The sequence below is a fragment of the Paenibacillus sp. DS2015 genome (genome assembly GCF_050433705.1).
In the GTDB taxonomy this organism is placed as follows: Bacteria; Bacillota; Bacilli; order Paenibacillales; family Paenibacillaceae; genus Paenibacillus_AQ.
In genome coordinates, this window is the sequence record NZ_JBNPWS010000024.1 from 12,104 (window position 1) to 35,227 (window position 23,124).

General features: G+C 39.9%; 25 protein-coding genes and 1 tRNA gene. 24 read left to right on the forward strand and 2 right to left on the reverse strand.

The window, feature by feature from the left end; genetic code table 11:
- The first annotated feature begins 533 nt into the window (after positions 1-533).
- From rpmH to J2T13_RS18595, 12 genes are all read left to right on the forward strand, one after another.
- The gene (gene rpmH, locus J2T13_RS18540) at positions 534-668 is read left to right on the forward strand and encodes a 50S ribosomal protein L34 (RefSeq protein WP_044879157.1); all 135 of its coding nucleotides are present in this window, start codon (positions 534-536) and stop codon (positions 666-668) included.
- Positions 669-822: 154 nt separating this feature from the next.
- Positions 823-1,173, forward strand: a complete 351-nt coding sequence (rnpA, locus tag J2T13_RS18545; RefSeq protein ID WP_429373854.1) for a ribonuclease P protein component — start codon at positions 823-825, stop codon at positions 1,171-1,173.
- Positions 1,174-1,247: 74 nt separating this feature from the next.
- Complete coding sequence (locus J2T13_RS18550; protein WP_429373855.1) at positions 1,248-2,153, forward strand: YidC/Oxa1 family membrane protein insertase; 906 nt, start codon at positions 1,248-1,250, stop codon at positions 2,151-2,153.
- Positions 2,150-2,842: an RNA-binding cell elongation regulator Jag/EloR gene (gene jag / locus J2T13_RS18555; protein ID WP_429373856.1), complete on the forward strand. Its 693-nt coding sequence runs from the start codon at positions 2,150-2,152 to the stop codon at positions 2,840-2,842. The genes J2T13_RS18550 and jag overlap by 4 nt, the downstream gene beginning before the upstream one ends.
- Before the next feature lie 120 nt (positions 2,843-2,962).
- Positions 2,963-4,339: a tRNA uridine-5-carboxymethylaminomethyl(34) synthesis GTPase MnmE gene (mnmE, locus tag J2T13_RS18560; RefSeq protein ID WP_429373911.1), complete on the forward strand. Its 1,377-nt coding sequence runs from the start codon at positions 2,963-2,965 to the stop codon at positions 4,337-4,339.
- Positions 4,340-4,408: 69 nt separating this feature from the next.
- Positions 4,409-6,295 (forward strand): tRNA uridine-5-carboxymethylaminomethyl(34) synthesis enzyme MnmG, encoded by a 1,887-nt coding sequence (gene mnmG / locus J2T13_RS18565; protein WP_429373857.1) that lies wholly within the window; start codon positions 4,409-4,411, stop codon positions 6,293-6,295.
- Between the two features lie 2 nt (positions 6,296-6,297).
- Positions 6,298-7,020, forward strand: a complete 723-nt coding sequence (rsmG, locus tag J2T13_RS18570) for a 16S rRNA (guanine(527)-N(7))-methyltransferase RsmG (RefSeq protein WP_429373858.1) — start codon at positions 6,298-6,300, stop codon at positions 7,018-7,020.
- Positions 7,021-7,470: 450 nt separating this feature from the next.
- Positions 7,471-8,286 (forward strand): nucleoid occlusion protein, encoded by an 816-nt coding sequence (noc, locus tag J2T13_RS18575; RefSeq protein ID WP_429373859.1) that lies wholly within the window; start codon positions 7,471-7,473, stop codon positions 8,284-8,286.
- 166 nt (positions 8,287-8,452) lie between these two features.
- Positions 8,453-9,214, forward strand: a complete 762-nt coding sequence (locus tag J2T13_RS18580; protein WP_429373860.1) for a ParA family protein — start codon at positions 8,453-8,455, stop codon at positions 9,212-9,214.
- Positions 9,207-10,043, forward strand: a complete 837-nt coding sequence (locus J2T13_RS18585; protein WP_429373861.1) for a ParB/RepB/Spo0J family partition protein — start codon at positions 9,207-9,209, stop codon at positions 10,041-10,043. Before J2T13_RS18580 ends, J2T13_RS18585 begins: the two co-directional genes overlap by 8 nt.
- 159 nt (positions 10,044-10,202) lie before the next feature.
- Positions 10,203-11,354: an aminotransferase class V-fold PLP-dependent enzyme gene (locus J2T13_RS18590; protein WP_429373862.1), complete on the forward strand. Its 1,152-nt coding sequence runs from the start codon at positions 10,203-10,205 to the stop codon at positions 11,352-11,354.
- A 184-nt stretch (positions 11,355-11,538) separates the two neighbouring features.
- Positions 11,539-12,039: a DUF4446 family protein gene (locus J2T13_RS18595; RefSeq protein WP_429373863.1), complete on the forward strand. Its 501-nt coding sequence runs from the start codon at positions 11,539-11,541 to the stop codon at positions 12,037-12,039.
- Here J2T13_RS18595 and yyaC read toward each other — a convergent pair.
- Positions 12,014-12,619 carry a spore protease YyaC gene (gene yyaC / locus J2T13_RS18600; protein ID WP_429373864.1) on the reverse strand — a complete coding sequence of 202 codons (606 nt, stop codon included), beginning with the start codon at positions 12,617-12,619 and terminating at the stop codon, positions 12,014-12,016. The two genes, J2T13_RS18595 and yyaC, sit on opposite strands and share 26 nt — an antisense overlap.
- 335 nt (positions 12,620-12,954) lie before the next feature.
- Between yyaC and J2T13_RS18605 the strand changes: the two genes are divergently transcribed.
- The 4 genes from J2T13_RS18605 to J2T13_RS18620 all read left to right on the forward strand — a co-directional run bounded on the left by J2T13_RS18605 (position 12,955) and on the right by J2T13_RS18620 (position 14,591).
- Positions 12,955-13,209, forward strand: coding sequence for a DUF3343 domain-containing protein (locus J2T13_RS18605; RefSeq protein WP_429373865.1), 255 nt, complete (start codon positions 12,955-12,957; stop codon positions 13,207-13,209).
- A 12-nt stretch (positions 13,210-13,221) separates the two neighbouring features.
- On the forward strand, positions 13,222-14,169 hold the full coding sequence (locus tag J2T13_RS18610) for a mechanosensitive ion channel family protein (RefSeq protein ID WP_429373866.1): 948 nt from the start codon (positions 13,222-13,224) through the stop codon (positions 14,167-14,169).
- Entirely contained in the window at positions 14,159-14,383 is a 225-nt protein-coding gene (locus J2T13_RS18615) for a DUF951 domain-containing protein (RefSeq protein WP_429373867.1), read from the forward strand. Before J2T13_RS18610 ends, J2T13_RS18615 begins: the two co-directional genes overlap by 11 nt.
- A 117-nt stretch (positions 14,384-14,500) precedes the next feature.
- Positions 14,501-14,591 (forward strand) — tRNA-Ser (locus J2T13_RS18620).
- 371 nt (positions 14,592-14,962) lie between these two features.
- On the opposite strand, the gene J2T13_RS18625 is transcribed toward J2T13_RS18620, so the two are convergent.
- Complete coding sequence (locus J2T13_RS18625) at positions 14,963-15,160, reverse strand: YjzC family protein (RefSeq protein WP_429373868.1); 198 nt, start codon at positions 15,158-15,160, stop codon at positions 14,963-14,965.
- Positions 15,161-15,505: 345 nt separating this feature from the next.
- Between J2T13_RS18625 and rpsF the strand changes: the two genes are divergently transcribed.
- The 8 genes from rpsF to J2T13_RS18665 all read left to right on the forward strand — a co-directional run bounded on the left by rpsF (position 15,506) and on the right by J2T13_RS18665 (position 23,049).
- On the forward strand, positions 15,506-15,790 hold the full coding sequence (rpsF, locus tag J2T13_RS18630) for a 30S ribosomal protein S6 (protein ID WP_429373869.1): 285 nt from the start codon (positions 15,506-15,508) through the stop codon (positions 15,788-15,790).
- Positions 15,791-15,840: 50 nt separating this feature from the next.
- Complete coding sequence (ssb, locus tag J2T13_RS18635; protein ID WP_429373870.1) at positions 15,841-16,320, forward strand: single-stranded DNA-binding protein; 480 nt, start codon at positions 15,841-15,843, stop codon at positions 16,318-16,320.
- Between the two features lie 21 nt (positions 16,321-16,341).
- The gene (rpsR, locus tag J2T13_RS18640; RefSeq protein WP_429373871.1) at positions 16,342-16,614 is read left to right on the forward strand and encodes a 30S ribosomal protein S18; all 273 of its coding nucleotides are present in this window, start codon (positions 16,342-16,344) and stop codon (positions 16,612-16,614) included.
- A gap of 669 nt (positions 16,615-17,283) precedes the next feature.
- Positions 17,284-19,002 (forward strand): ABC transporter substrate-binding protein, encoded by a 1,719-nt coding sequence (locus tag J2T13_RS18645; RefSeq protein WP_429373912.1) that lies wholly within the window; start codon positions 17,284-17,286, stop codon positions 19,000-19,002.
- A gap of 164 nt (positions 19,003-19,166) precedes the next feature.
- A complete protein-coding gene (locus tag J2T13_RS18650) occupies positions 19,167-20,129 on the forward strand; it encodes an ABC transporter permease (RefSeq protein ID WP_429373872.1) in 963 nt (320 codons plus the stop codon).
- A 39-nt stretch (positions 20,130-20,168) separates the two neighbouring features.
- Positions 20,169-21,065, forward strand: a complete 897-nt coding sequence (opp4C, locus tag J2T13_RS18655; RefSeq protein WP_429373913.1) for an oligopeptide ABC transporter permease — start codon at positions 20,169-20,171, stop codon at positions 21,063-21,065.
- Between the two features lie 32 nt (positions 21,066-21,097).
- The gene (locus tag J2T13_RS18660) at positions 21,098-22,087 is read left to right on the forward strand and encodes an ABC transporter ATP-binding protein (RefSeq protein WP_429373873.1); all 990 of its coding nucleotides are present in this window, start codon (positions 21,098-21,100) and stop codon (positions 22,085-22,087) included.
- A complete protein-coding gene (locus J2T13_RS18665) occupies positions 22,084-23,049 on the forward strand; it encodes an ABC transporter ATP-binding protein (RefSeq protein ID WP_429373874.1) in 966 nt (321 codons plus the stop codon). Before J2T13_RS18660 ends, J2T13_RS18665 begins: the two co-directional genes overlap by 4 nt.
- Positions 23,050-23,124 lie beyond the last annotated feature (75 nt).

A 23,124-nucleotide genomic window follows, 5' to 3' on the forward strand; every position in this document is an offset into this window, starting at 1 on the left:
CCAAAACCCCGAAAGGTGTAAACATGAAAAAATGGATAAATTGAAATTGTTCACAAGTTTATCCACAGCTTGTTGATAATATAATGGTTTAAATAACATATGCACACCCAAAAGTATTACTATCATAGCAAAATAATCGTTGGTTTTCAATGAAAGTCGCCATTTTATCCACAAATTCAATAACTTGTGTATAAAGTTTATTAACACCACAAGATATTGTTTATATTTTGTTTAAATTTCGACATCATCTCTAAAATTACTAAAAAAGTTATTAACAGCTTGTACCCCGAAAAATCAAATTTCAGCATAATTATGAACAGGTGGATAACTTTTAGTATTTCAGGGTTAATTAGTTATACCTGTGGAGAACTTATAAAAGTATGCTTAAGGGTGTTGATAACTGAAACTAAAAGAGGGTAATGGCAGATACATTGACTTTTGGCAATATTCGTGGTTAAATGTATAAAGGCATTTTCTGTGATGATGGAAATGGTTTATCTATATGCAGTATTACCTGTAAGGAGGTGCAATTCATGAGACCAACGTTTAGACCGAACGTGAGTAAACGCGCTAAGGTTCATGGTTTTCGTAAAAGAATGAGCACGAAAAACGGCCGTAAAGTATTGGCTGCTCGTCGCTTAAAAGGTAGAAAAATATTGAGTGCGTAAAATGAGCGTGCATGAAGACCACTGCGGTGGTCTTTTTTTCTTTATTAAGAATGAGGAAGAGGTATTGTGATGGATTTAGTTTATTAGATCTTGACCATGCCTATAATATATATGAAGAGAAAATATAAATATGAAGTGAAATTGGGAGATAGACGTGCAAAAAAGTTTACGTTTACGAAACCGCGCTGATTTCAGCCGTGTATATCGTCATGGAAAGTCATTCGCTAATCATCAATTTGTCGTATATTGGTTCCGCAAAAAAGAGGTAGAGCAATTCCGTGTAGGAATTTCAGTTAGTAAGAAGGTTGGTAATGCGGTTGTTCGCAATCGAATGAGAAGACTAGTCAAGGAAATTGTTCGTCATCATGAAGCAGAGTTAATTCAACATGTGGATCTTGTGTTTATTGTACGCAAAGGTGCCTTAAATATGCCGTATAAAGATTTGGAACGAAGTATATTGCATGTGTTGCGAAAAGCGTCACTTTTGAGCTCTTCAAGGAGCTGATGGAATGTTTCCTTGTCCCTGTGAATATGGTATGATTTACAATGAAATGGACGTGCTAAGAGAGGGGTTATAAATTGTCGCGATTTAAGACTAGACGAGGTAGGAAATGGATCCTCCTCACCACTGTAATGATGTTTACAATGGTTGTATTATCTGGGTGTGGTACGAGTGCAGCTGCTACCATGACTACGGAAGATCTTAAGAATGGTGGTTTTTGGCAGAGTAATGTTGTGTATTGGTTCGCTAAGGCATTGGACATCTTTGCCGATTGGTTCGGCGGAGAATATGGACTAGCTGTATTAGTGATGGTTATTATTGTACGGACACTTATTCTACCATTAACGATCAAGCAAGTAAGAAGTTCAAGAGCTATGCAGGCGATACAGCCGGAGTTAGCTAAGTTAAAAGAGAAATATAAAGACGATAAAGAGCAACAACAACAAGAAACAATGAAGTTATTTCAAGAGAATAAAGTCAATCCGATGGCGGGTTGTTTACCATTGATTGTTCAAATGCCTATATTCATTGCTCTATATAATTCTATCTATGGAAATGCAGCTTTACGTGAACATACTTTTTTATGGTTACAACTTGGTGAACCAGATAAAACATTCATTTTACCAATTCTCGCTGCAGTGACTACGTTCTTCCAGTCAAGAATGATGATGAAAATGAACCCAAGCCCGCAACAAGGGGCTATGCAGTTCATGATGATGGTTTATCCAGTATTGATTTTCTTCATGTCCTATCAATTTCCAGCTGCGTTGCCGTTGTACTGGTTCTACAGTAACTTGTATACCTTGATTCAGAACTACTTCCTTTACCGTAACAATAATACAGTTATTAGTACAGCTGCAGTATCATCATCAGTATCTAGTAAAGGTAATGCTAAAGGTAATTCTAATTCCAAAGGTAATTCTAATGGTAATAAAGGTAATAACTCTGGCAAGCGTAAGAAGGGGGCCAAAAAGTCCAAATGAGTAAAGTGACTGCTTCAGGAAAAACCGTTGAAGAAGCTGTGAAAAAAGGATTATCCCAGCTTGGGGTAAGTCAGGACCGTGTTACGGTCAATATACTTTGTCAGCCGTCAAAAGGATTCCTGGGACTTATTGGTGTCAAGGAAGCGAAGGTAGAATTATCTTTGCTTCCTGAAGAAACACCAGTACCAGTAGCCGAGACGGTGAACTCTCTTCCACAAGATATCGTTAGTATCCAAGAAGATGAAGATCCTTACCGCGCAGCGGTTAATTTTATTCTAGATGTAGGTAAATCCATGGGTTTGCAAGTGAAGGTTGATGTCTTGCACAGTAAGGATGCAACCACACTTCATATTTATGGACCTGATCTAGGGCTTATCATTGGTAGAAGAGGACAGACGTTAGATGCTCTTCAGTATTTAACGAATATTGTCGCTAATAAGGCATCTAGCAATTATGTAAGGATTATACTTGATGCGGAGAACTTCCGTGAACGTCGGAGAAAGACGTTAGAAGAATTGGCTGATCGTTTGGCACTAAGAGTCATTCGCTCTCATAAAGAGGTTGTACTTGAACCGATGTCATCGCAAGAACGTAAAGTCATTCATGCTAAGCTTCAGGATCATAGACAAGTTAAGACTTATAGTAAGGGCGACGAACCTAACAGGCGTGTAGTCATTTCGTTAAAGTGAAGAGTGTTATATAAATAGAATGAACTGCAATAATAACTTCATTCTAGGTAGATGCAATGACTTCCTGATTATAGATAGGAGTCATTGCTTTTTTCTTGAAATAGAAAGGGGAGAAACATGTTGATTAGTGATTCCATTGCTGCAATTGCCACAGCCGTTGGGGAAGCCGGTATTGCTGTTATTCGTGTGAGCGGCCCAGATTCAATAGTAGAAGTAGAGCCTATATTTAAAAGTCGTATCAAGCTTACTGAAGCTGAATCGCATACTGTCCATTATGGTCATATTATAGATCCTCGGAGTGGAGAGGAGATTGAAGAGGTTCTGGTAACGGTGATGAAGGGGCCAAGATCCTTTACTACTGAGAATGTTGTGGAGATCAGTAGTCATGGTGGTGTCATCGCTGTAACGAGAGTCATGAAGCTCTTGCTTCAGCAGCAAATTCGTTTGGCTGAGCCAGGTGAATTTACGAAGAGAGCTTATCTGAACGGACGAATTGATCTTTCCCAAGCTGAAGCTGTCATTGATCTTATCCGATCTAAGTCAGATCGAGCATTTGGTATAGCTTTGAAGCAGGTGAAAGGTGACCTTTCAAGTAAAATCACAGCTCAACGTCATACATTAGTGGAGACCATGGCACATATTGAAGTAAATATTGATTATCCTGAGCATGATGTAGAATCCCTGACATCTACTTTTATTAAGGATAAATGTTCAGAAGTGATGGAGCAGATTACGAATCTTTTAAAAACAGCTGAAGAAGGTAAAATTCTACGTGAGGGAATCACCACCGCTATTGTGGGGCGACCCAATGTAGGTAAGTCTTCTTTATTGAATACCTTGGCTCATGATAATAAAGCCATTGTTACGGATATACCAGGAACAACAAGAGATGTTATTGAACAATTTATTACGATAAACAATATTCCTTTGAAGTTATTGGATACCGCGGGTATTCGAGAAACGCTTGATGTTGTTGAAAAAATAGGTGTAGAGAGATCTAGAGATGCAGTTAATGAAGCAGACCTGATTTTACTTGTGTTAGACGCTAGTCAGCCGCTGCATATGGATGAATTGGAATTAATGGAACAAATCCGTGGTAGACAATCCATCGTTATTATGAATAAAATGGACTTACCCTCCATGATAGATATAGATGTAATTAAGCGTTACTTTGCGCCCGAGAGCATTGTGTCGATGTCTGTGAAGACACAGGAGGGGATTGACGCATTGGAAGAGTCAATATCGAGACTATTCTTTAGTGGTCAATTGGAATCTAATGATCTCACCTATGTGAGTAATGTAAGACATATTGCATTATTGAATAAAGCTAAGCAATCTTTACAGGATGCATATGATGCTGCAGAGCAGCTTATTCCTATCGATATGATTCAGATTGATGTCAGATTGGCTTGGGAACAGCTTGGCGAAATTATTGGTGATACTGCGGGTGATTCTTTGTTAGATCAAATATTTTCACAATTTTGTCTAGGTAAATAGGCTTTAATGATGATTTAAAGCTTCTATATAAGAAGTAGATATAATCAATAATATAAGGAGGTAGGAGCCATGAGTTATATAGGAGGCAGTTATGATGTCATCGTGATTGGTGCAGGCCATGCGGGTTGTGAATCTGCCTTAGCCGCAGCACGTATGGGCTGTTCAACGCTAATGATTACTATTAATTTGGATATGGTTGCTTTTATGCCATGTAATCCGTCTATAGGTGGACCAGCGAAAGGCCATGTGGTACGCGAGATTGACGCACTTGGTGGTGAAATGGGACGGAATATAGATAAAACATTTATTCAAATGCGGATGTTGAATACCGGGAAGGGCCCAGCTGTTCACGCGTTACGTGCACAAGCTGATAAATTCTCATATCAACACGCAATGAAGGAAACGATGGAGAAAGAACCAAATTTATCATTACGTCAAGGTATGGTTGAACAATTAGTGGTTGAGGATGGTAACTGTGTTGGTGTGATCACTAAAACGGGAACAGAATATCGTGCAAAGTCCGTTGTATTAACCACAGGAACTTACCTACGGGGTAAAGTGATTATGGGCGAGCTTGCGTATGAGAGTGGACCAAACAACCAACAACCTTCCATTAAATTGGCAGAAAACTTGCGCGAGCATGGTTTTGATCTTGTACGTTTCAAAACGGGGACGCCACCACGTGTTCATAAGGATAGTATTGATTTCTCTAAAACAGAGATTCAGCCGGGTGATGATAAACCTAAATTTTTCTCATTCGAAACGAAATCATCTACCAATGAACAGCTTCCTTGTTGGTTGACCTATACTTCATTAGATACTCATAAAATTATCAGTGACAATCTGCATCGTGCACCCATGTATTCTGGCATGATTGAAGGTACAGGACCACGTTATTGTCCATCTATTGAAGATAAGATTGTACGTTTCAGTGATAAACCGAAGCATCAAATTTTCTTGGAACCTGAAGGTAAGAATACATCTGAATATTATGTACAAGGTCTGTCAACAAGTATGCCAGAGGATGTACAGTTAGCCATGTTGAGAACCATCCCTGGGATGGAAAAGGTTGAAATGATGCGTAATGGTTATGCTATTGAGTATGACGCCATGGTGCCGACACAATTGTGGCCATCGTTGGAAACCAAAAAAATGCCGGGATTATTTACAGCAGGCCAAATTAACGGTACTTCCGGTTATGAGGAAGCTGCAGGGCAAGGCGTTATGGCAGGGATTAATGCTGCTCGTAAGGTGCAGGGGAAAGAACCTATTGTTCTAGATCGTTCACAAGGATATATCGGTGTATTGATTGATGATCTTGTAACCAAAGGTACGAATGAACCTTATCGATTATTAACATCTCGTGCAGAATACCGATTATTACTTCGTCATGATAATGCAGATTTAAGATTAACACCGATTGGTCATGAGATTGGATTGATTGCGGAGGAGAGATTCGCAAGCTTTTTAAGCAAAAAAGAAAATGTTGAGCTCGAAGTAGAACGATTGGATAAAGCTAAGGTAGGTCCAAGTGTCGTGAATGAGGTTATTGCATCTGCGGATTCGACTGCCATTCAAGATGGAACTACGCTGTTGGTCCTTCTACGTCGTCCAGAACTTAACTATAGTCATATAGAACAAATCTCACCATCACCTTATGAATTAACGGATGAGATGAAAGAACAAGTTGAGATTCAGATTAAATATGCTGGATATATCGAGAAGCAACTACTCCATGTAGCGAAGCTTAAAAAGATGGAGAAGAAGAAAATGCCGGAAACCATTGATTATTCCGATATTCATGGATTAGCGATTGAAGCTAGGCAGAAACTTACAAAGATACGTCCCATTTCAATTGGTCAAGCATCGCGTATCGCAGGGGTAACACCTGCTGACATTTCAATTCTACTCGTATACTTGGAGCATTATAACCGAGTCACTGCGGCGAAAGGTTAATTATGGACTCTATACAGCAAGCATTCACAAGTCGTCTGCAAGAGCGTGGGATTAACCTAAGTGAATTTCAGTTAGAACAATTCGAAATCTATTTCAATGAGTTAGTAAGTTGGAATGAAAAAATGAATTTAACTGGGATCACAGAACGTGAGCAGGTATATACCAAGCATTTCTATGATTCAGTATCGCTCGCTTTTTTCATGGATATGAGTAAAGTTAAGAATTTAGCTGACATCGGATCTGGAGCGGGATTTCCAGGAATTCCACTAAAAATATGTTTTCCCGATCTTCAACTTACGATTATTGATTCTCTTAATAAAAGGATCACATTTTTACAAAATATAGTTGATCAACTTAAACTGTCTAATGTTACTCTAATACACGGTAGGGCAGAGGAATGTGGGCATAAGAGAGAACATAGAGATCAGTATGATCTAGTCACCGCCCGTGCTGTTGCTAAATTAGGTATGCTTAATGAGTTTTGTCTTCCATTTGTTCGGGTGGGAGGGATCTTTGCTGCTATGAAGGGTAGTGATCCTTCTGTTGAAATACAGGAAGCAACTCGTAGTCTGAAGGAATTAAGAAGCGAAGTTAAGCAAGTTGAGAAATTCACACTTCCCATAGAGGAAGCAGATCGGCATATTGTTCTGATTAGTAAAACAGGTATTACACCATATAAGTACCCTCGTAATCCTGCTATTATTGCTAAGTCACCGCTTGCTTAATTAATCTGGGTCATCGAATGTTTCACGTGAAACATTTACGCTCATTTATGCTTGATATATTTATATAAAGAGGTTTTATCTTTCGATTAATGAGAGATAAGACCTCTTTATATTTGAGGGACAAAAATGCGAAAAAATAGGATAATAAGAGAATAGGATTATATGATAAAAAGTGATAGAATAGGATAGACAGGAACTTCTTTCTTTCAATTAAGGTAGATTTTACTTATTAAAGAGAAAGAATAGAGAACGATAGTATTATTATAGTGATTAGAAAGTGCCGACGAGGCTTGGCGAGAAAGTTAAATGACTTATAGAAGGCTGAATTAAAACGATAGTTTAGGTTCATTTTAAGTGGAAATAAGTGGACTGTTATTATTAACTTTAGTTATTTAATGTCATTATCCCAATGTCCCGGTGCTATTATGAAACTAGGTGGTAATAAACGGAATGAAAGAACAATTTTCTAAATTATTTGGCTTAACTGAGCGCGTCACCGGGGACGAAGTAAAACAAATTCCGATAGATGAGATCGTAAGTAGTCCCTATCAACCTCGCACTATATTTGATGAAGATCGAATTGACGAATTGTGTCAAACGATTAAAACTCACGGAGTTATCCAACCGATTGTTGTTCGTGTGCGAAATGCCAAATATGAGATTATTGCTGGAGAACGTCGTTGGCGGGCCGTTAGAAAGCTTGGGCTTGATACGATTCCTGCTATTGTACGTGAGTTTAACGATTCACAAGCTGCTTCGATTGCTCTAATTGAAAACTTACAACGTGAGGGTCTAACCTCCATTGAAGAGGCAGTAGCTTATCAGAAGCTAATTGACCTACATCAATTGACGCAGGAGAGTCTGGCTCAGCGTCTAGGAAAGAGCCAATCAACGATTGCTAATAAGATTCGATTACTCCATCTACCAGAACCCGTAAAGTTAGCTCTTATGGAGCGAAAAGTAACGGAGAGACATGCACGTGCTCTGCTATCGCTACCTTCTGAGGAACTACAGCTAAAGATTATCGCTGAAGTGATTGCTAAAGAATTAAATGTAAAGCAAACAGAAGCTAGAGTGGCCTTCTATAAGCAAGTATCCAATAATAAGAAATCCAAGAGAATCTCTTACTCCAAAGATGTACGGCTTGCGTTAAATACAATTAGGCAGTCTATTGATATGGTATCGGGGTCAGGGATGGCTATTAAGACAACTGAGAATGACCACGAAGATCACTACGAAATTGTTATAAAAATTCCAAAAAGATAAATGAGTGATGGAAGTGAAAGCGGCCCTTCAATTCTATATTTCTGAAATATAGAGTGTAACCTCATTGGTTAGGCTATTATCAACCTTTGGAATCCGTTACTGTGCTGTATATTACATATCTCGCGACCTACACGAAGAGTCTTTCATATCATTTGAGGTGAAATTAGTGTCCAAAATTATTGCCATAGCCAATCAAAAAGGCGGAGTAGGGAAGACGACCACTTCCGTCAATCTGGGTGCAGGAATGGCCTCTTTAGGCAAGAAAGTACTTCTCGTGGATATTGATCCACAAGGAAATACAACGAGTGGTGTTGGGATCAATAAAGCAGATGTAGAGAACTGCATATATGATGTCATTATTAATGAGGTCCATCCTAAGGATGCCATTTCTCATACGCAAGTAGAAGGTCTTCATATCATTCCTGCAACCATTCAGTTAGCGGGTGCTGAAATTGAACTTGTGCCTACGATTTCTCGGGAATTACGCTTAAAGAAGGCCTTGAGTCAGGTTAAAAGTATGTATGATTATATCATAATAGATTGTCCACCTTCGCTTGGCATTCTAACAATTAACTCATTAACGGCTGCTGACTCTGTCATCATTCCTATCCAATGCGAGTACTATGCGCTTGAAGGATTAAGTCAGTTACTAAATTCAGTCAGACTCGTTCAGAAACATTTAAATACTTCTTTACAAATTGAAGGGGTATTACTGACTATGTTCGATGCTCGTACGAATTTGGGTATTCAAGTGATTGAAGAGGTAAAAAAGTATTTCCAAGATAAAGTATATCGTACTGTTATTCCCAGAAATGTTCGCCTAAGCGAAGCACCGTCACATGGTCAGTCTATTATTACTTATGACCCACGCTCTAAAGGAGCAGAAGTGTATTTAGAGTTGGCAAAGGAAGTGATCTCATATGAGTAAGCGTTTGGGTAAGGGACTAGATGCATTGATTCCGTCACTTTCAATTCATGATGATGATAAGATTGTAGAAATTCCACTGAGTCAATTACGGGCTAATCCATATCAACCACGTAAAGAGTTTAAGGAAGAAGCGATTCACGAATTAGCTGAATCTATTCGGCAACACGGTGTTATTCAACCGATCATTGTTCGCAGTGTAATCAAAGGTTTCGAGATCATTGCTGGGGAACGTCGTTTTCGTGCTTCTCAATATTGTGGCAAAGCTACAATTCCTGCAGTAGTTCGAAATTTCAGTGACCAACAAGTTATGGAAATTGCGTTAATTGAAAACTTACAACGGGAGAATCTGAATGCACTTGAGATTGCTGTCGCGTATCAAGGTCTAATGGACCAATATGCACTAACTCAGGAAGAACTGTCTCTTAAGGTGGGTAAGTCGAGATCACATATAGCAAATTTCCTTCGTCTACTTGCATTACCTGAAGAGGTTAAGGATTATGTTTCACGTGGAACATTGTCTATGGGTCATGCTAGGGCGATCGTTGGAATTAAGGATCATGATCTAGTTAAACAATTAGCTAAACAGTGTGTAGTTAATGAATGGAGTGTTAGAGAGTTAGAAGAGACGGTGAAGCACTTAGACCGTAAACCTAGTGAAACGAAAAAGGTAGTTAAAAATAACGATCCGTATATTAATCATCTAGAGGAATCATTACGAGATCGTTTTAGAACTACAGTTAAAATTAAGAATAATAAAGATAAAGGTAAAATAGAATTGAATTATTATAGTAAGCAAGATTTGGAGCGCTTGTTAGAGTTGTTACAATAGACATCCATTGTAACAATGTTATGGTTATGGATTGTTGCTAGCGGTTCATTCATTTTGTCTAAATTGGTGACAATAAAGTTTTGGGACGGCGAAGGCATATCTGATTAATTTCCGATTGAGGAAAAGGGTATGTCTTTCTGCCTTGTAGGAGGGGTACTAATGAATTCGTTGATTTATTTGGATCATGCGGCTACCTCTTGGCCTAAGCCGCCTGAGGTAATGACGGCGATGCAACAAGCGATGAATGAGGCTGCGGCCAATCCAGGGCGAGGAAGCCATTCAATGGCAGTGAAGGCCAGTCGTGTATTATTTGAAACGAGAGTGGTACTAGCCAAATTGTTCCACGTGAAAAATGCGAATGATATTATTTTTACATCTAATACGACGATAGCTTTGAACATGGCGATTAAGGGAGTGCTACAGCCAGGAGATCATGTGATCGCTACAATGATAGAACACAACTCTGTGCGTAGGCCTTTAGAATATTTAAAAAGAACACATGGAATCACCGTGGATTATGTTAAAGTCAACGCTAATGGCGAAATGGATGTTGCTGAAATGAAATTAGCGTTGAATAGGCCTACAAGGTTAGTTGTATGTAGTCATAGTTCTAACCTACTGGGAAGCATTATACCTGTTGCTGAAATTGGTCGATTGGCACATGAACGGGGTGCCCTTTTTCTGGTGGATGCTGCTCAAAGTGCGGGCATCATTGACATTGATGTGAATAAGATGAATATTGATATGTTGGCTTTTCCTGGACATAAAGGATTACTTGGACCACAAGGTACAGGAGGGTTATACATTGCTCCTCATGTGGATCTAGAACCCTTAATTCATGGGGGAACAGGTAGCCAATCGGAGGAGAAGGAACAACCAACAGTAAGACCTGATCGTTATGAAGCAGGAACGCCTAATACGCCGGGAATTGCAGGTCTACATGCAGGAGTAGATAAAGTTCGTAAACTTACACCAGCTGCGATCTATGCACAGGAATGGGCACTCACGCAGCAGGCAATAGATGGATTGCGGGATATTCCCAATCTGCGGTTGTTAGGACCGAAGATAGGAATGCCTCGTTCGGGTATTGTATCTTTTGTGATGAATGACGTTGACTCTGCAGAGGTTGCTTTTAGGTTAGATCGTGAATATGGGATTGCTGTGAGAGCAGGAATGCATTGTACTCCTCTAGCTCATTATGCTGTTCTTACAGATAAAAGTGGGGCAGTGCGTGCAAGTGTTGGAGTCGATACAACGGAACATGAAGTGGAAGCTTTAGTCAAAGCGATGAACGCGTTATACAGAACATGAAGAAGAAGTGATCTAAAGTAAATGAACTAAAGAAAGTAACTAGAGAGATTGAACTAAAGTGTATACCCTCAACTTCTATAGACTCTGAATAAAGAATAAGAGGGTTTGTCTTAGGTTCATTCAATATAGCACATTTAGTTCAGCCTTACTTAGCTCGAGATTGAGGAAAAGGAATGAAGCATCCATGTCAGAACTGAATGAAATGATTACAGAGCAGTTAGCGTGGTTTATCGGAGGAATCCTTATTATTGTCTTATTCTTGCTGGTTATGATAATCATGCAATTATCTAAACTAAGCAGAATGCGACGTCGATATGATGCCATGATGTCGGGCAATGGCGTTGATAATCTAGAATCGTTACTCATTGATTTGAAGGTACAATTGGACGGCTTGGAAGACGAACAAAGTTCGCAAAAAAAAGTGCTAAAAGGGTTATCAACACAGCTTCATTCTGTTAAGGGGAATGTAGGTCTCAAAAGATACAACGCTTTCGGAGAGAGAGGTAACGACCTCAGCTTCTCGCTTGCAATTATGGATGACAATGCAGATGGAGTTGTACTTACATCTATATACAATCGTGAGAACTCCTACATATATTCTAAAGCGATCCAAGCAGGAGAGTCGTCAATTGCTTTGTCAGAAGAAGAGAAGGAAACCATCATTCTTGCAAAGCAAAGAAGTTAGCAGGGGACTTCCACTCTTTAATAGCTGAGTAAAGACTTGTAGCGATGACATCGGACAGACGCATAACGAGACTTAGACGAGTATTCTGCAATACGAAATATTCCATGAAGCCGCCGACATTAACGATGCCTGTCAAATGGATATCGCCGATCGGCGGCAATTGTTTATTTACGCCTGCTCCTGGTCTCAGTGGACCTTCTGCAACCTGTATACAACCCACACTTGCAGATTGGCCTAGGCAAGCATCAATTCCGATCACAAAGGGTTGATCATATAATTCATAAATGGATGAAATGGTCTCCTCTAAATTTACAGCGTGTACAGGTTCATCTAATGTACCATAGACGCGAAATAGGTGGCTTTTGAAGCGTGATAAGGAAGTACCTACAAGGGGCCCCAGACTGTCTCCTGTTGAACGATCTGTACCTATACATACCACAATAACGGGCTGTCCTTCTTTGGCCTGAGATAGATGGAACAACAACCGGTGGACTACAGCAGAATGGATTTCAGGGTCGGTATGTGGTATTTTTAAGCAAGATAGTCGCTGTGGTGATAAAGGTTTAGAAAAAGGGCTCATAATATCTTCCTTTCATGTGCAGTTAATAGTAGCTAGTATATGGATAAAACGATTTTTTTATACTTCAATTGCAATTATTACATGTCATATTTCCAAAATGATTGATTTACGAAGTAGGAAATGATTATGGATATAAAACTGGATATAAAGCGTTAAATCAATATCAGGGGTTTAGTAGACAATGATAGGGATGGATGGATAGCATAGAGGGGTAGCAAGAGGATGAGATAGTCATGAAGAAGCAGCGTAGCGGGTTCACCTACAGTTTACTAGAAGTGCTGAGGGCAGACTTTCATGTGTTATGAAAACCATATTATAGATAGGGGGATGGACAAATGGAGACGTGGTTGCTCATCGCTTTCGATTCCACACAGCAAGCGTTAAGAACAGAGATGTTACTGGAATATAGTGATATCGAAATCGATCTATTTCCAACCCCCAAAGAAGTTACTGCTGGATGTGCCTTATCGATTCTTTTTCCTGGAAAAGAATTACCGATTGTAGTCAAGATCATTAAGGAAGAACATGTAGAAATTAAAGGGATATTCTCCAAAAACAACTTAGAGCAATATGAGAACATCGAGATGTAAGGAGGAAGTAAAGTGCGAAATCGAGCGCTGGAAATACCTAATACAGAAGAAGCTGTAAAAGAGGTGATTGCTTTCAAGGACGCGACGTGGAATTGGTTAACCGATTCTCAAATGTGGATGACTATACTGTTCGCTGGAATCAGAATTATTACTATTTTCTTATTAACTCGTCTTATTATAAAAATTGTATATAAAGTGATCGATCGATCTTTGACAAGGCAAGGAAATAATCGCTTGAATTTGAATCCACGTCGATTCGTGACCGTTGGAGAATTGTTGAAGAATATGACCTCATTTGTATGTAATTTTATAATGATTCTAATTGTATTAGGAGAATTTGACTTTAAGATTGGGCCACTGATTGCTAGTGCGGGAGTTCTTGGACTGGCTATAGGTTTCGGAGCTCAGAGTTTAGTGAAAGATGTTATTACGGGATTTTTTATTATTTTAGAAGATCAATTTGCTGTAGGCGACGTGATCCAGACAGGGGCCTTTAAAGGTACAGTAGAGATGATTGGGATTCGTACCACCCGAATTATAAGTCAGACAGGGGAAGTGTTCATCCTTCCGAATGGCTCTATTAGCACCGTAACCAATTACTCAGTATCTAATGCTCTAGCCGTTGTAGATCTTCCAATTAAGAACGAACGAACCTTGGATGATACAATGCAGCTCATTAAAGAGGCTTTAGTAAATGTTCATGAAAAGAATCGGAATATGATCTCAGCCCCTAATGTTCTTGGGATACAGTCATTAAATACGAGTGAATATGTCATTCGAATAGTGGCTGAATGTCTTCCTAATACCAAAGGAGAGATAGAGAGTCAAATACAGATGGGCGTGAAACAGGCTCTAGAACACGAGGAGAGTCGTTTACAGGCAGAGTTGGATAAGATGCAGGCAGAAGAAGCGATAGCAGCAGAGGCAAGCAGGGAGGGAGAGACTGGAAATGGAGCGTAAAATTTTTCAATTAGGCGATGTTGTACAGATGAAGAAACAGCACCCATGTGGCAGTAACGAGATGGAAATTATCCGTATGGGAATGGATATCCGAATTAAATGTGTGGGATGTCAGCATAGTGTACTTATACCTCGCGCAAAATTTGAAAAAAATATGAAAAAGGTACTTCGCTCTACCCTGCCACCTGAAGAAGCCTCCGATGGAGTAAATTAGTCCACTTCATTATAGCTTCCAATCGTACACTTAAGATGAGCATTCATGCAGATTATTGCATCATTGCATACATTAAGTGCTGTGTGGTATAATATTTTTTGTTGGAAAATTGGATATGGAAAGGTACCCAAGTGGTCCAAGGGGGCTGACTCGAAATCAGTTAGGCGTCGCAAGGCGTGCGTGGGTTCGACTCCCACTCTTTCCGCCATTCTTAACAACTACCAACTATATATACGATTAAATATCACCCACTGTATTCATTCAGTGGGTTTTTTAATGGGATTAGACTGTCATATAAGCCAAAGAGGGATCCATAGGATCCCTCAGATGACAGCGGTGCTTGATTGATTTAGGAATTCTTACACATCCACATCATAAGTGAAACATTGGTTATCCTTGAGCAAATGTTATGCTTGCTTTAGATCCTAGTGTCTTACGAGACTAGCCTTTGTTAACAACCCTCATGTGCTGTCTTTAGATCTCCAGTGATTTGTTCAACTAAGTAGTCCAACGGAACCACACCTCTCTCTTGCACCGCTTGATAATAGTATGGACAGCCTTATGATTATTTATACAATATTAATGTACTCGAGCTTTTTCGGCTTTTTTCCACTTACGATTCTTATTGGTTGTGGCGGGAAAAGTATCGCCTTTCTCCATCTCAATCCGTTTTGGACTCTGGATCTCGGTATGAAAGCTGCGTCCCTCACCTACCTCTGTGTATGTGCCAGGGTTTGGAGCTTGGTCTCCGGGTTCATATTCAGTCTTCTCGCCCATGGTATACCTCCTTTCTATTGTTAATGAGGATTCGAATATATTGTGCGCAGTTGCTCCCTTAATCATGTGTCAATAAGATCACCTTTGATATCGAATCCCATGGTCTATTATGAACAGGTATAACTAAGAGGCTCTCGCATAAGACAAAGACGGTAGCATCTGTCAGCTCAGGGTAGGAAATCGGTGTAAGCTAAATTGAAATTCAAGATGTAATTATAGGATGTATCTTCCAAGCACTTGCGCTGGATGCGCAAATTTGGTATATTAATCAGGTGCGAGTTTAAGCTCGTTCCTTGCTCCTGACGTTAGATCAGGGGCCGTGAGACCACAAGGAGGTGAAATGATATGCGCAAATATGAAGTGATGTACATTATTCGTCCAGACATTGAACAAGATGTTGTTCAAGCTTCAGTCGAAAAATTCCAAGGCATCATCTCCAACGGTGGAGAAATTACAAAGCATGATGTAATGGGTAAACGCCGTCTTGCGTATGAGATTAATAAATTTAATGATGGCACTTTTGTTTTAGTTAACTTTAATGGTACACCTGAAGTTATCAACGAACTTGAACGCCTCATGAAAATTTCTGACGATGTTATTCGTTATCTCATTACTAAAGACGTAGCCTAAGTTTTATATGTTTTGCTCTGTAGTTAAATCGCTTGAGGGAGGGACTTAGATTGTTGAATCGTGTCATTCTGATCGGCCGGTTAACTAAAGACCCCGAATTGCGTTATACTCCTTCCGGGGTAGCTGTAACGCAATTCACGCTCGCTGTGGATCGTCCGTTTACGGCACAAGGCGGGGAGCGCGAAGCGGATTTTATTCCGGTTGTAACTTGGAGACAGCTTGCAGAGACTTGCGCCAATTATTTGCGTAAAGGCCGTTTGACGGCTGTAGAAGGACGCATTCAAGTACGAAATTACGAGAATAACGAAGGTAAACGTGTATACGTTACTGAAGTTATTGCCGATAATGTTCGTTTCTTGGAGTCGCCAAACCGCGAAGGCGGTAGCAGCGGGAATAGTAGTGCTACACGTGAAGAGCCTGCTTCTGGGGGCGAAGGACGTGGAAATTCCTCACGCAAAAATAACAATCAAGATCCCTTTTCCGATGACGGAAAACCGATAGATATTTCGGATGATGATTTGCCATTTTAGTAACGGAAAGGACTGAATAGCATGGCTTTTAAACCAAGAGAAGGCGCCGATAACGACAAAAGACCGGCACGTCGTGGCGGCCGTAACAAACGTAAAAAGGTTTGTTTCTTCACAGCTAACAAAATTACTCACATTGACTATAAAGATGTTGATTTGCTTAAGAAGTTCGTTAGTGAACGTGGAAAGATTTTGCCACGTCGTGTAACTGGAACTAGTGCAAAGTATCAACGTGCATTGACAATTGCAATCAAACGCTCACGTCAAATCGCATTGTTGCCATATACTACTGAGTAGTATCCGATAACAAGAAAAAGACAGTTGCTTCTATAGCGGCTGTCTTTTTCTATATTCATTGAATTATATTGTAATCTGTTAGTCTAGTGTTAAAATGAGTTGACAGCTAAGAAGTGACTATAGTAAATTATTGTAATCTGACAACTTTACTAGGAAATAGAATAGTTAAAAAATTTATTCGCATAAAAGGTAAAAGTCACATTGATGTCACTATTTATGACATAGTATTTTCTGTTGAATATACTTGTAAGTGGGTTACGAAACAAACCATGATTAGTAAATTGGAAGTAAAAGGAATTAAAAAAATATTATAAAGCACAAAATGTTGATTTAGCGCCATAAATGGATCAGATACATAAAATTTATTGGATAATTTTAAAAAATAGGTTGACGTGAGTTATTTTAACATTGTATGATTTACAATAATTTAGTAAAGAAATCTTGCAGCAATTACTATGGACTATAATTGACCGGTGGTCATTACGGTAAAGCTTTAGTGTGTTATAGCTTTATTGTAAGTTATCGTCAAGTAGAGTCTATGGTGAAAAGTAGGTTATTACTTGAATGAATAATTAATATATTCTTTTAAGTAAGGATCTACAGTTCGACCTATTTACTAATCAAAAACGAATTAAAGGGGGATTCATTTTGAAGAAGAAGTTATCGAGTATGATGTTAATTCTTTTGGTAATGATTACTATCTTGTCGGCATGTGGTGGTAATAACGCGGTAACGCCAGCAGCTGAACCTGCAGCTACAGAGACACCTGCGACTGAACCAGCAACAGATGAATCAGCAAATGACGGGGTATTCCCAGCAAGTGATCCATCGCTTAACCCAGCGCCTGCACTTAATCGTGCTGATACGCTAATTATTGGTATGACGGCTCCTAATGGTACATTTAGCCCGTTCTTCTGGTCTACAGCATATGATAAATATGTAGTAGAAACTGTATTTGATAGTTTCCTTGCAGTTCAAGGGGATGGAACTTACAAAGAGAGTCTTGCTGAAAGCGTGGATGTATCTGAAGATGGCTTGAAATATACATTTCATTTAAAATCAGGTATTAAATATAGCGATGGAACGCCGGTTACAGTAAAGGATTTCCTATTCGCACTTAAAGTGCTTCATGACCCAACGTATGATGGAGAAAGTGATATTCACTCTATTCATATTGTTGGGGGTAAAGAATTTCATGATGGAAAATCCAAGGACATCTCTGGTGTGACAGTCATTGATGACAATACAATAGAAATAAATGTAACTGAAAAAACAGCTCTAACAAAAGATCAACTGGGTGACATTCCATTATTGCCAGAAGCTTATTATGGTAAAGGATATTCATTTGGTAAATTGGATTCAATTAAAGAATTGAATGACAAACCGGTAGGTACAGGTAAATATATTATGAAGAACTTCGCAGCAGGCCAGGAAGTGGTATTTGAAGCCAATCCAGATTATTTCGCTGGAGCTCCAAAAATCAAAAACCTGATCTTTAAAGTAACAACTGACGATACGAAGCTAGCGATGTTACAAGCTGGTGAGATTGATATGGATATGGTTACTGTAAACGAAGATAATGTAGAGGAATTACAATCCTTAGGATTCTTAGATGTTCATATTTATCCAACAAATGGATATGGATATGTTGCATTTAACCACAATAAGGATAAATTTAAAGATGTTAAAGTTCGCCAAGCGCTAACGATCGGTCTGAACCGTAAAGAAGTTGTAGAAGGTTCCTTTGGTAAATATGCAGATGTAATCAATGTTCCTGAATCCAAAGTAGGTTGGGCTTATACAGATGAAGGTGTAGAGACTTATGACTTCGATCTTGAGAAAGCTAAAGCACTTCTTGATGAAGCGGGTTGGGCAGTAGGATCCGATGGTATTCGTGAGAAAGACGGAGAGAAATTCAAAATTGAATTCTCCGCAACAGCAGATAACTCAGTTGTAGAGGCATTGCTTCCAATCATGACGAAGAACTATAAAGAAATGGGAATTGACATTTCTCCAGAAACACTAGATTTCAACGCTATTATGGCTAAGAAAGATGCTGGAACTTTCGAAATGTACTTTGCGGCTTGGGGCTTGACTCCAGATCCAGATAACACAGTATATACTTCTGATGGCGCGCAAAACGATATCGGTTATGCCAATGCTACAGTAGATGAACTGATGAAAAAAGGTAAAGCTGAATTGGATCGGGAAAAACGTAAAGAGATCTATAAAGAAATGTACCAAGAGCTTAATGCAGATCTTCCTTACATCTACATGTACCAAAGAAGAGATATGTGGCCAGTTAACTCCAGAATTACAGGATTTGATCTAACGCCATATAAAGACTTCACATATAGTCTAAACCAAGTAGAAATTGCACCACAATAATAATACAACCAGATAAAATGAACTAATAGATGCACCCCTATATTCTTAAATTTCATTAGAAACTATAGAAGGGGGCGCAGCTTTTAGTTGAATCTATCTAGATGGATATATGCTCAGCCCCTATGGGGCTGGGCATGTCCAATTATAAAGCCAGGAGGAATAATATGAAGCAGTACATTTTTCGTAGACTGCTGCAGATGATCCCGACGTTGATCGGCATAACTATCATTGTGTTTGCAATTTCTCGTATGGTTCCAGGTGATTATATAACTGCCAAGGCTTCCCCTAACATGACAGCAGAGAAAGAAGCACAGCTTCGTGAGATCTACGGTCTGGACAAACCTGTTGCCAAGGCCTATATTGACTGGGTGGGAAATATGGCTATCGGTGATATGGGTGATTCGCTGCAGCATAAGAAGCCGGTAACTAAAGTTATCAATACTTATGTATGGAATTCCGTTGTCATTGCATTTACAAGTTTAGTGCTAAGTTGGATTATTGCAATATTTGCAGGGGTGTTCTCTGCCAAATTCCAGCACTCATTGTTAGATAAGATAATTACGTTGCTTATATTTATTTCGATGTCCTTGCCCTCATTCTTTATAGGGCTCCTGCTCATATTAATAGTCAGTCTAAATCTCGGGATAACACCCGTCGGTGGGATGACGACAGCTGGACTAGGTGCCACGGGATGGGAATACATTGTAGATGTAGGTAAACACATGCTCTTGCCTACTTTAGTATTAACTATGATAAGTACAGGTAGTCTTACACGGTATTTCCGTAGCTCGATGCTAGAGGTAATCCGTCAAGATTATATTCGTACTGCACGTGCCAAGGGACTAAAAGAACGGACTGTCATTTTCAAACATGCCCTACGCAATGCGATGATTCCAGCGATAACTTTGCTCGGATTTGAACTGCCTGCTTTGTTTGGTGGCGCGATTATACTGGAGAAGGTATTTATTTGGCCGGGGATCGGTCAGGTTTATCTAGGATCCATCAGTATGCGTGATTATCCGTTTATGCTCGGATTCACGATTTTTCTTGCCGTACTAACATTGCTGGGGAATCTGCTCTCTGATGTATTATATGGTGTTGCAGATCCAAGAATTCGCTTAAAGTAGGAGGAGATTCAGTTGTCCGTAGACGTTACACCACTAGAGATGAATGTACAAGTTCCAGTTAAGGCGCCAGCATCTCCTTGGAGATTGGCGATGCGTCGATTTGTGAAGAATCGGTTAGCGTTAATGGGACTTATTATACTAATATTTATGTTTATAATGAGTTTTGCAGGTCCTTATTTATCTCCCTATACGTTAGAGGACATTACCGTAGCTGATAAGAATCAAGCACCAAGTGAGGCGCATTGGCTAGGTACAGATAAGTTAGGGCGAGACATTCTGTTGAGAGTGATGCTAGCGGGTAGAATTTCTTTGACAGTAGGACTTGTAGCCACATCGATTTCGGTAACTATCGGAGCAACACTAGGTGCGCTTGCTGGGTTTTATCGTAAAGGAATTGATGCAGTTATCATGCGGATTGCGGATATTTTCATGGCGCTACCACAACTACCCATTCTGATTATTCTAGGTGCGGTGTTATCCGATCTCAAGGTAGATTCGGGTCAACGTATTTACTTTCTGATGTTTATTATCGGTGTTCTAGGTTGGACGGGATTGTCGCGTCTTGTACGCGGACAGATTCTATCACTACGTGAAATGGAATTTATGCAAGCCACGGAAGCATTAGGATTACGTGATCGCCGCAAAATATTCAAGCATCTGATACCTAATGTCGTTCCCATTATTATTGTCTCTGCAACACTAGGTGTCGCAGGAGCCATTCTTGCAGAATCAGCGCTGAGTTACCTTGGTATAGGTGTGGTACCTCCTACTCCGTCGTGGGGTAATATGATTTCAGCTGCTAATAATATGATTGATTTCCGCAAAAGACCTTGGCTATGGATTCCACCAGGGTTGTGTATTCTGACAACGGTTGTTGCGATCAACCTTATCGGTGAGGGCCTTCGTGATGCCCTGGATCCAAAAATGAAGAAATAGGGCACCCGTATGCTTAAGATAGGAGATGCGATATGGCTAAAGAGTTAGTAGAATTTCGTAATTTAAAAACGCATTTTCATACATCTGAAGGAATTGTAAAAGCGGTTGATGATGTTAGCTTTACAATTCGTGAAGGCGAGACATTGTGTGTCGTTGGAGAATCAGGATGTGGTAAGAGCGTCACAGCGATGTCTCTAATGCGTTTAATAGAGACTCCTCCAGGTGAAATTGCGGGGGGAGAAATATTGTTCGAAGGTAAAGATATTCTAAAGATGAGTAAGCGTGAGATGAGTCTAATCCGGGGGAATGAAATCTCAATTATTTTCCAAGAACCGATGTCTTCATTGAATCCGGTGTTGACAATAGGGGAGCAGATCGCGGAACCGATTATTCTGCATCTGATGATGAATCGTAAAGAAGCACGGTTGAAGGCTATTGAACTTATTAATCTAGTTGGAATTCCACGTGCAGAGAAAATATATGATTCCTATCCTCATGAATTAAGTGGAGGTATGCGCCAACGGATTATGATCGCCATTGCACTTAGTTGTAATCCCAAGCTGCTTATTGCGGATGAGCCAACTACAGCACTTGATGTAACGATTCAAGCGCAAATATTGGATTTGATGCGTGACATCAAGGATAAGCTTAACACTTCGATTATGCTTATCACCCATGATCTCGGCGTTGTGGCTGAAATGGCTGATTACGTTGTTGTCATGTATGCTGGTAAAGTGATTGAAGAAGCTCCTGTAATAGAATTGTTTAAAGATCCTCAACATCCATATACACAAGGACTTCTAAAAGCTAAACCTATTATTAATCAACAGCAGGATCGTCTGTATACGATCCCAGGTCAAGTTCCTAACCCGGTTGATTTAGGAGATAACTGCCATTTCCATGACCGTTGCCAGTCCTGCATGGATATCTGTAAAACGAAACAACCTCCATTCCGTTCACACGCGGATGGTACTCATAAAGTAGCCTGCTGGTTATATGAAGAAGAGAGGGAAGTACAGTGAGCGAACCATTACTGCAAGTCGAAAACTTGAAGAAGTACTTCCCGATTACCGGTGGAGTTTTCTCACGGACAGTGGGTCATGTCAAAGCGGTAGATGATATCTCTTTTCATATTAACAAAGGGGAGTCACTTGGGCTTGTAGGTGAGTCTGGATGTGGTAAAAGCACAGTCGGGCGTACGATCCTTCGTCTGCATGAGAAAACCGCAGGAAATGTATTGTTTAAGGGACAAGATATATATGAGCTTCCTAAGAAAGAACTACGTAACCTTAGACCGAAAATTCAGATCGTCTTTCAGGACCCTTACAGTTCACTGAATCCGCGAGTTAAGGTGGGTGACGCTATAGGTGAAGCCCTATTAGATCACGGTCTGGTTAGCTACAGAGAGCTTAAGGAACGTGTTCTGGAGACCATGAATATTTGTGGCTTGGCAAGTTATCAGTATAATCGATATCCTCATGAATTCTCCGGAGGACAACGTCAACGGATTGGTATTGCACGTGCACTTATTATGAATCCTGAATTTATTGTAGCGGATGAGCCAGTATCGGCGCTGGATGTATCCATCCAAGCGCAGATAATTAACTTACTGAGTGATTTACAGCAAGACAAAGGTCTTACCTACTTGTTCATCTCTCATGATCTGAGCGTGGTAGAGCATCTCTGTGACCGGGTAGGTGTAATGTACCTAGGGTCAATGGTTGAAATGGCTCCCAAAAGGGAATTGTTCAGTAATCCATTACATCCCTATACGAAGGCACTGATGTCGGCAATACCAATTCCCGATCCCACATTGAAACGAGATCGAGTTGTTCTTAAGGGTGATATTCCAAGTCCAGCTAATCCACCTTCTGGTTGTAAATTCCACACTCGCTGTCCTATCGCTTCCGATATTTGTAAACAGCAAGTACCTGAATATAAAGATGTTGGTGGAGAGCATTTCGTAGCTTGTCATTATGCATAATGGATGATATATAAGCGAGAATTGAATAGTGTTCTCATAAAGTTCAGACTCTGCCTTTTAAGGTGGGGTCCTATT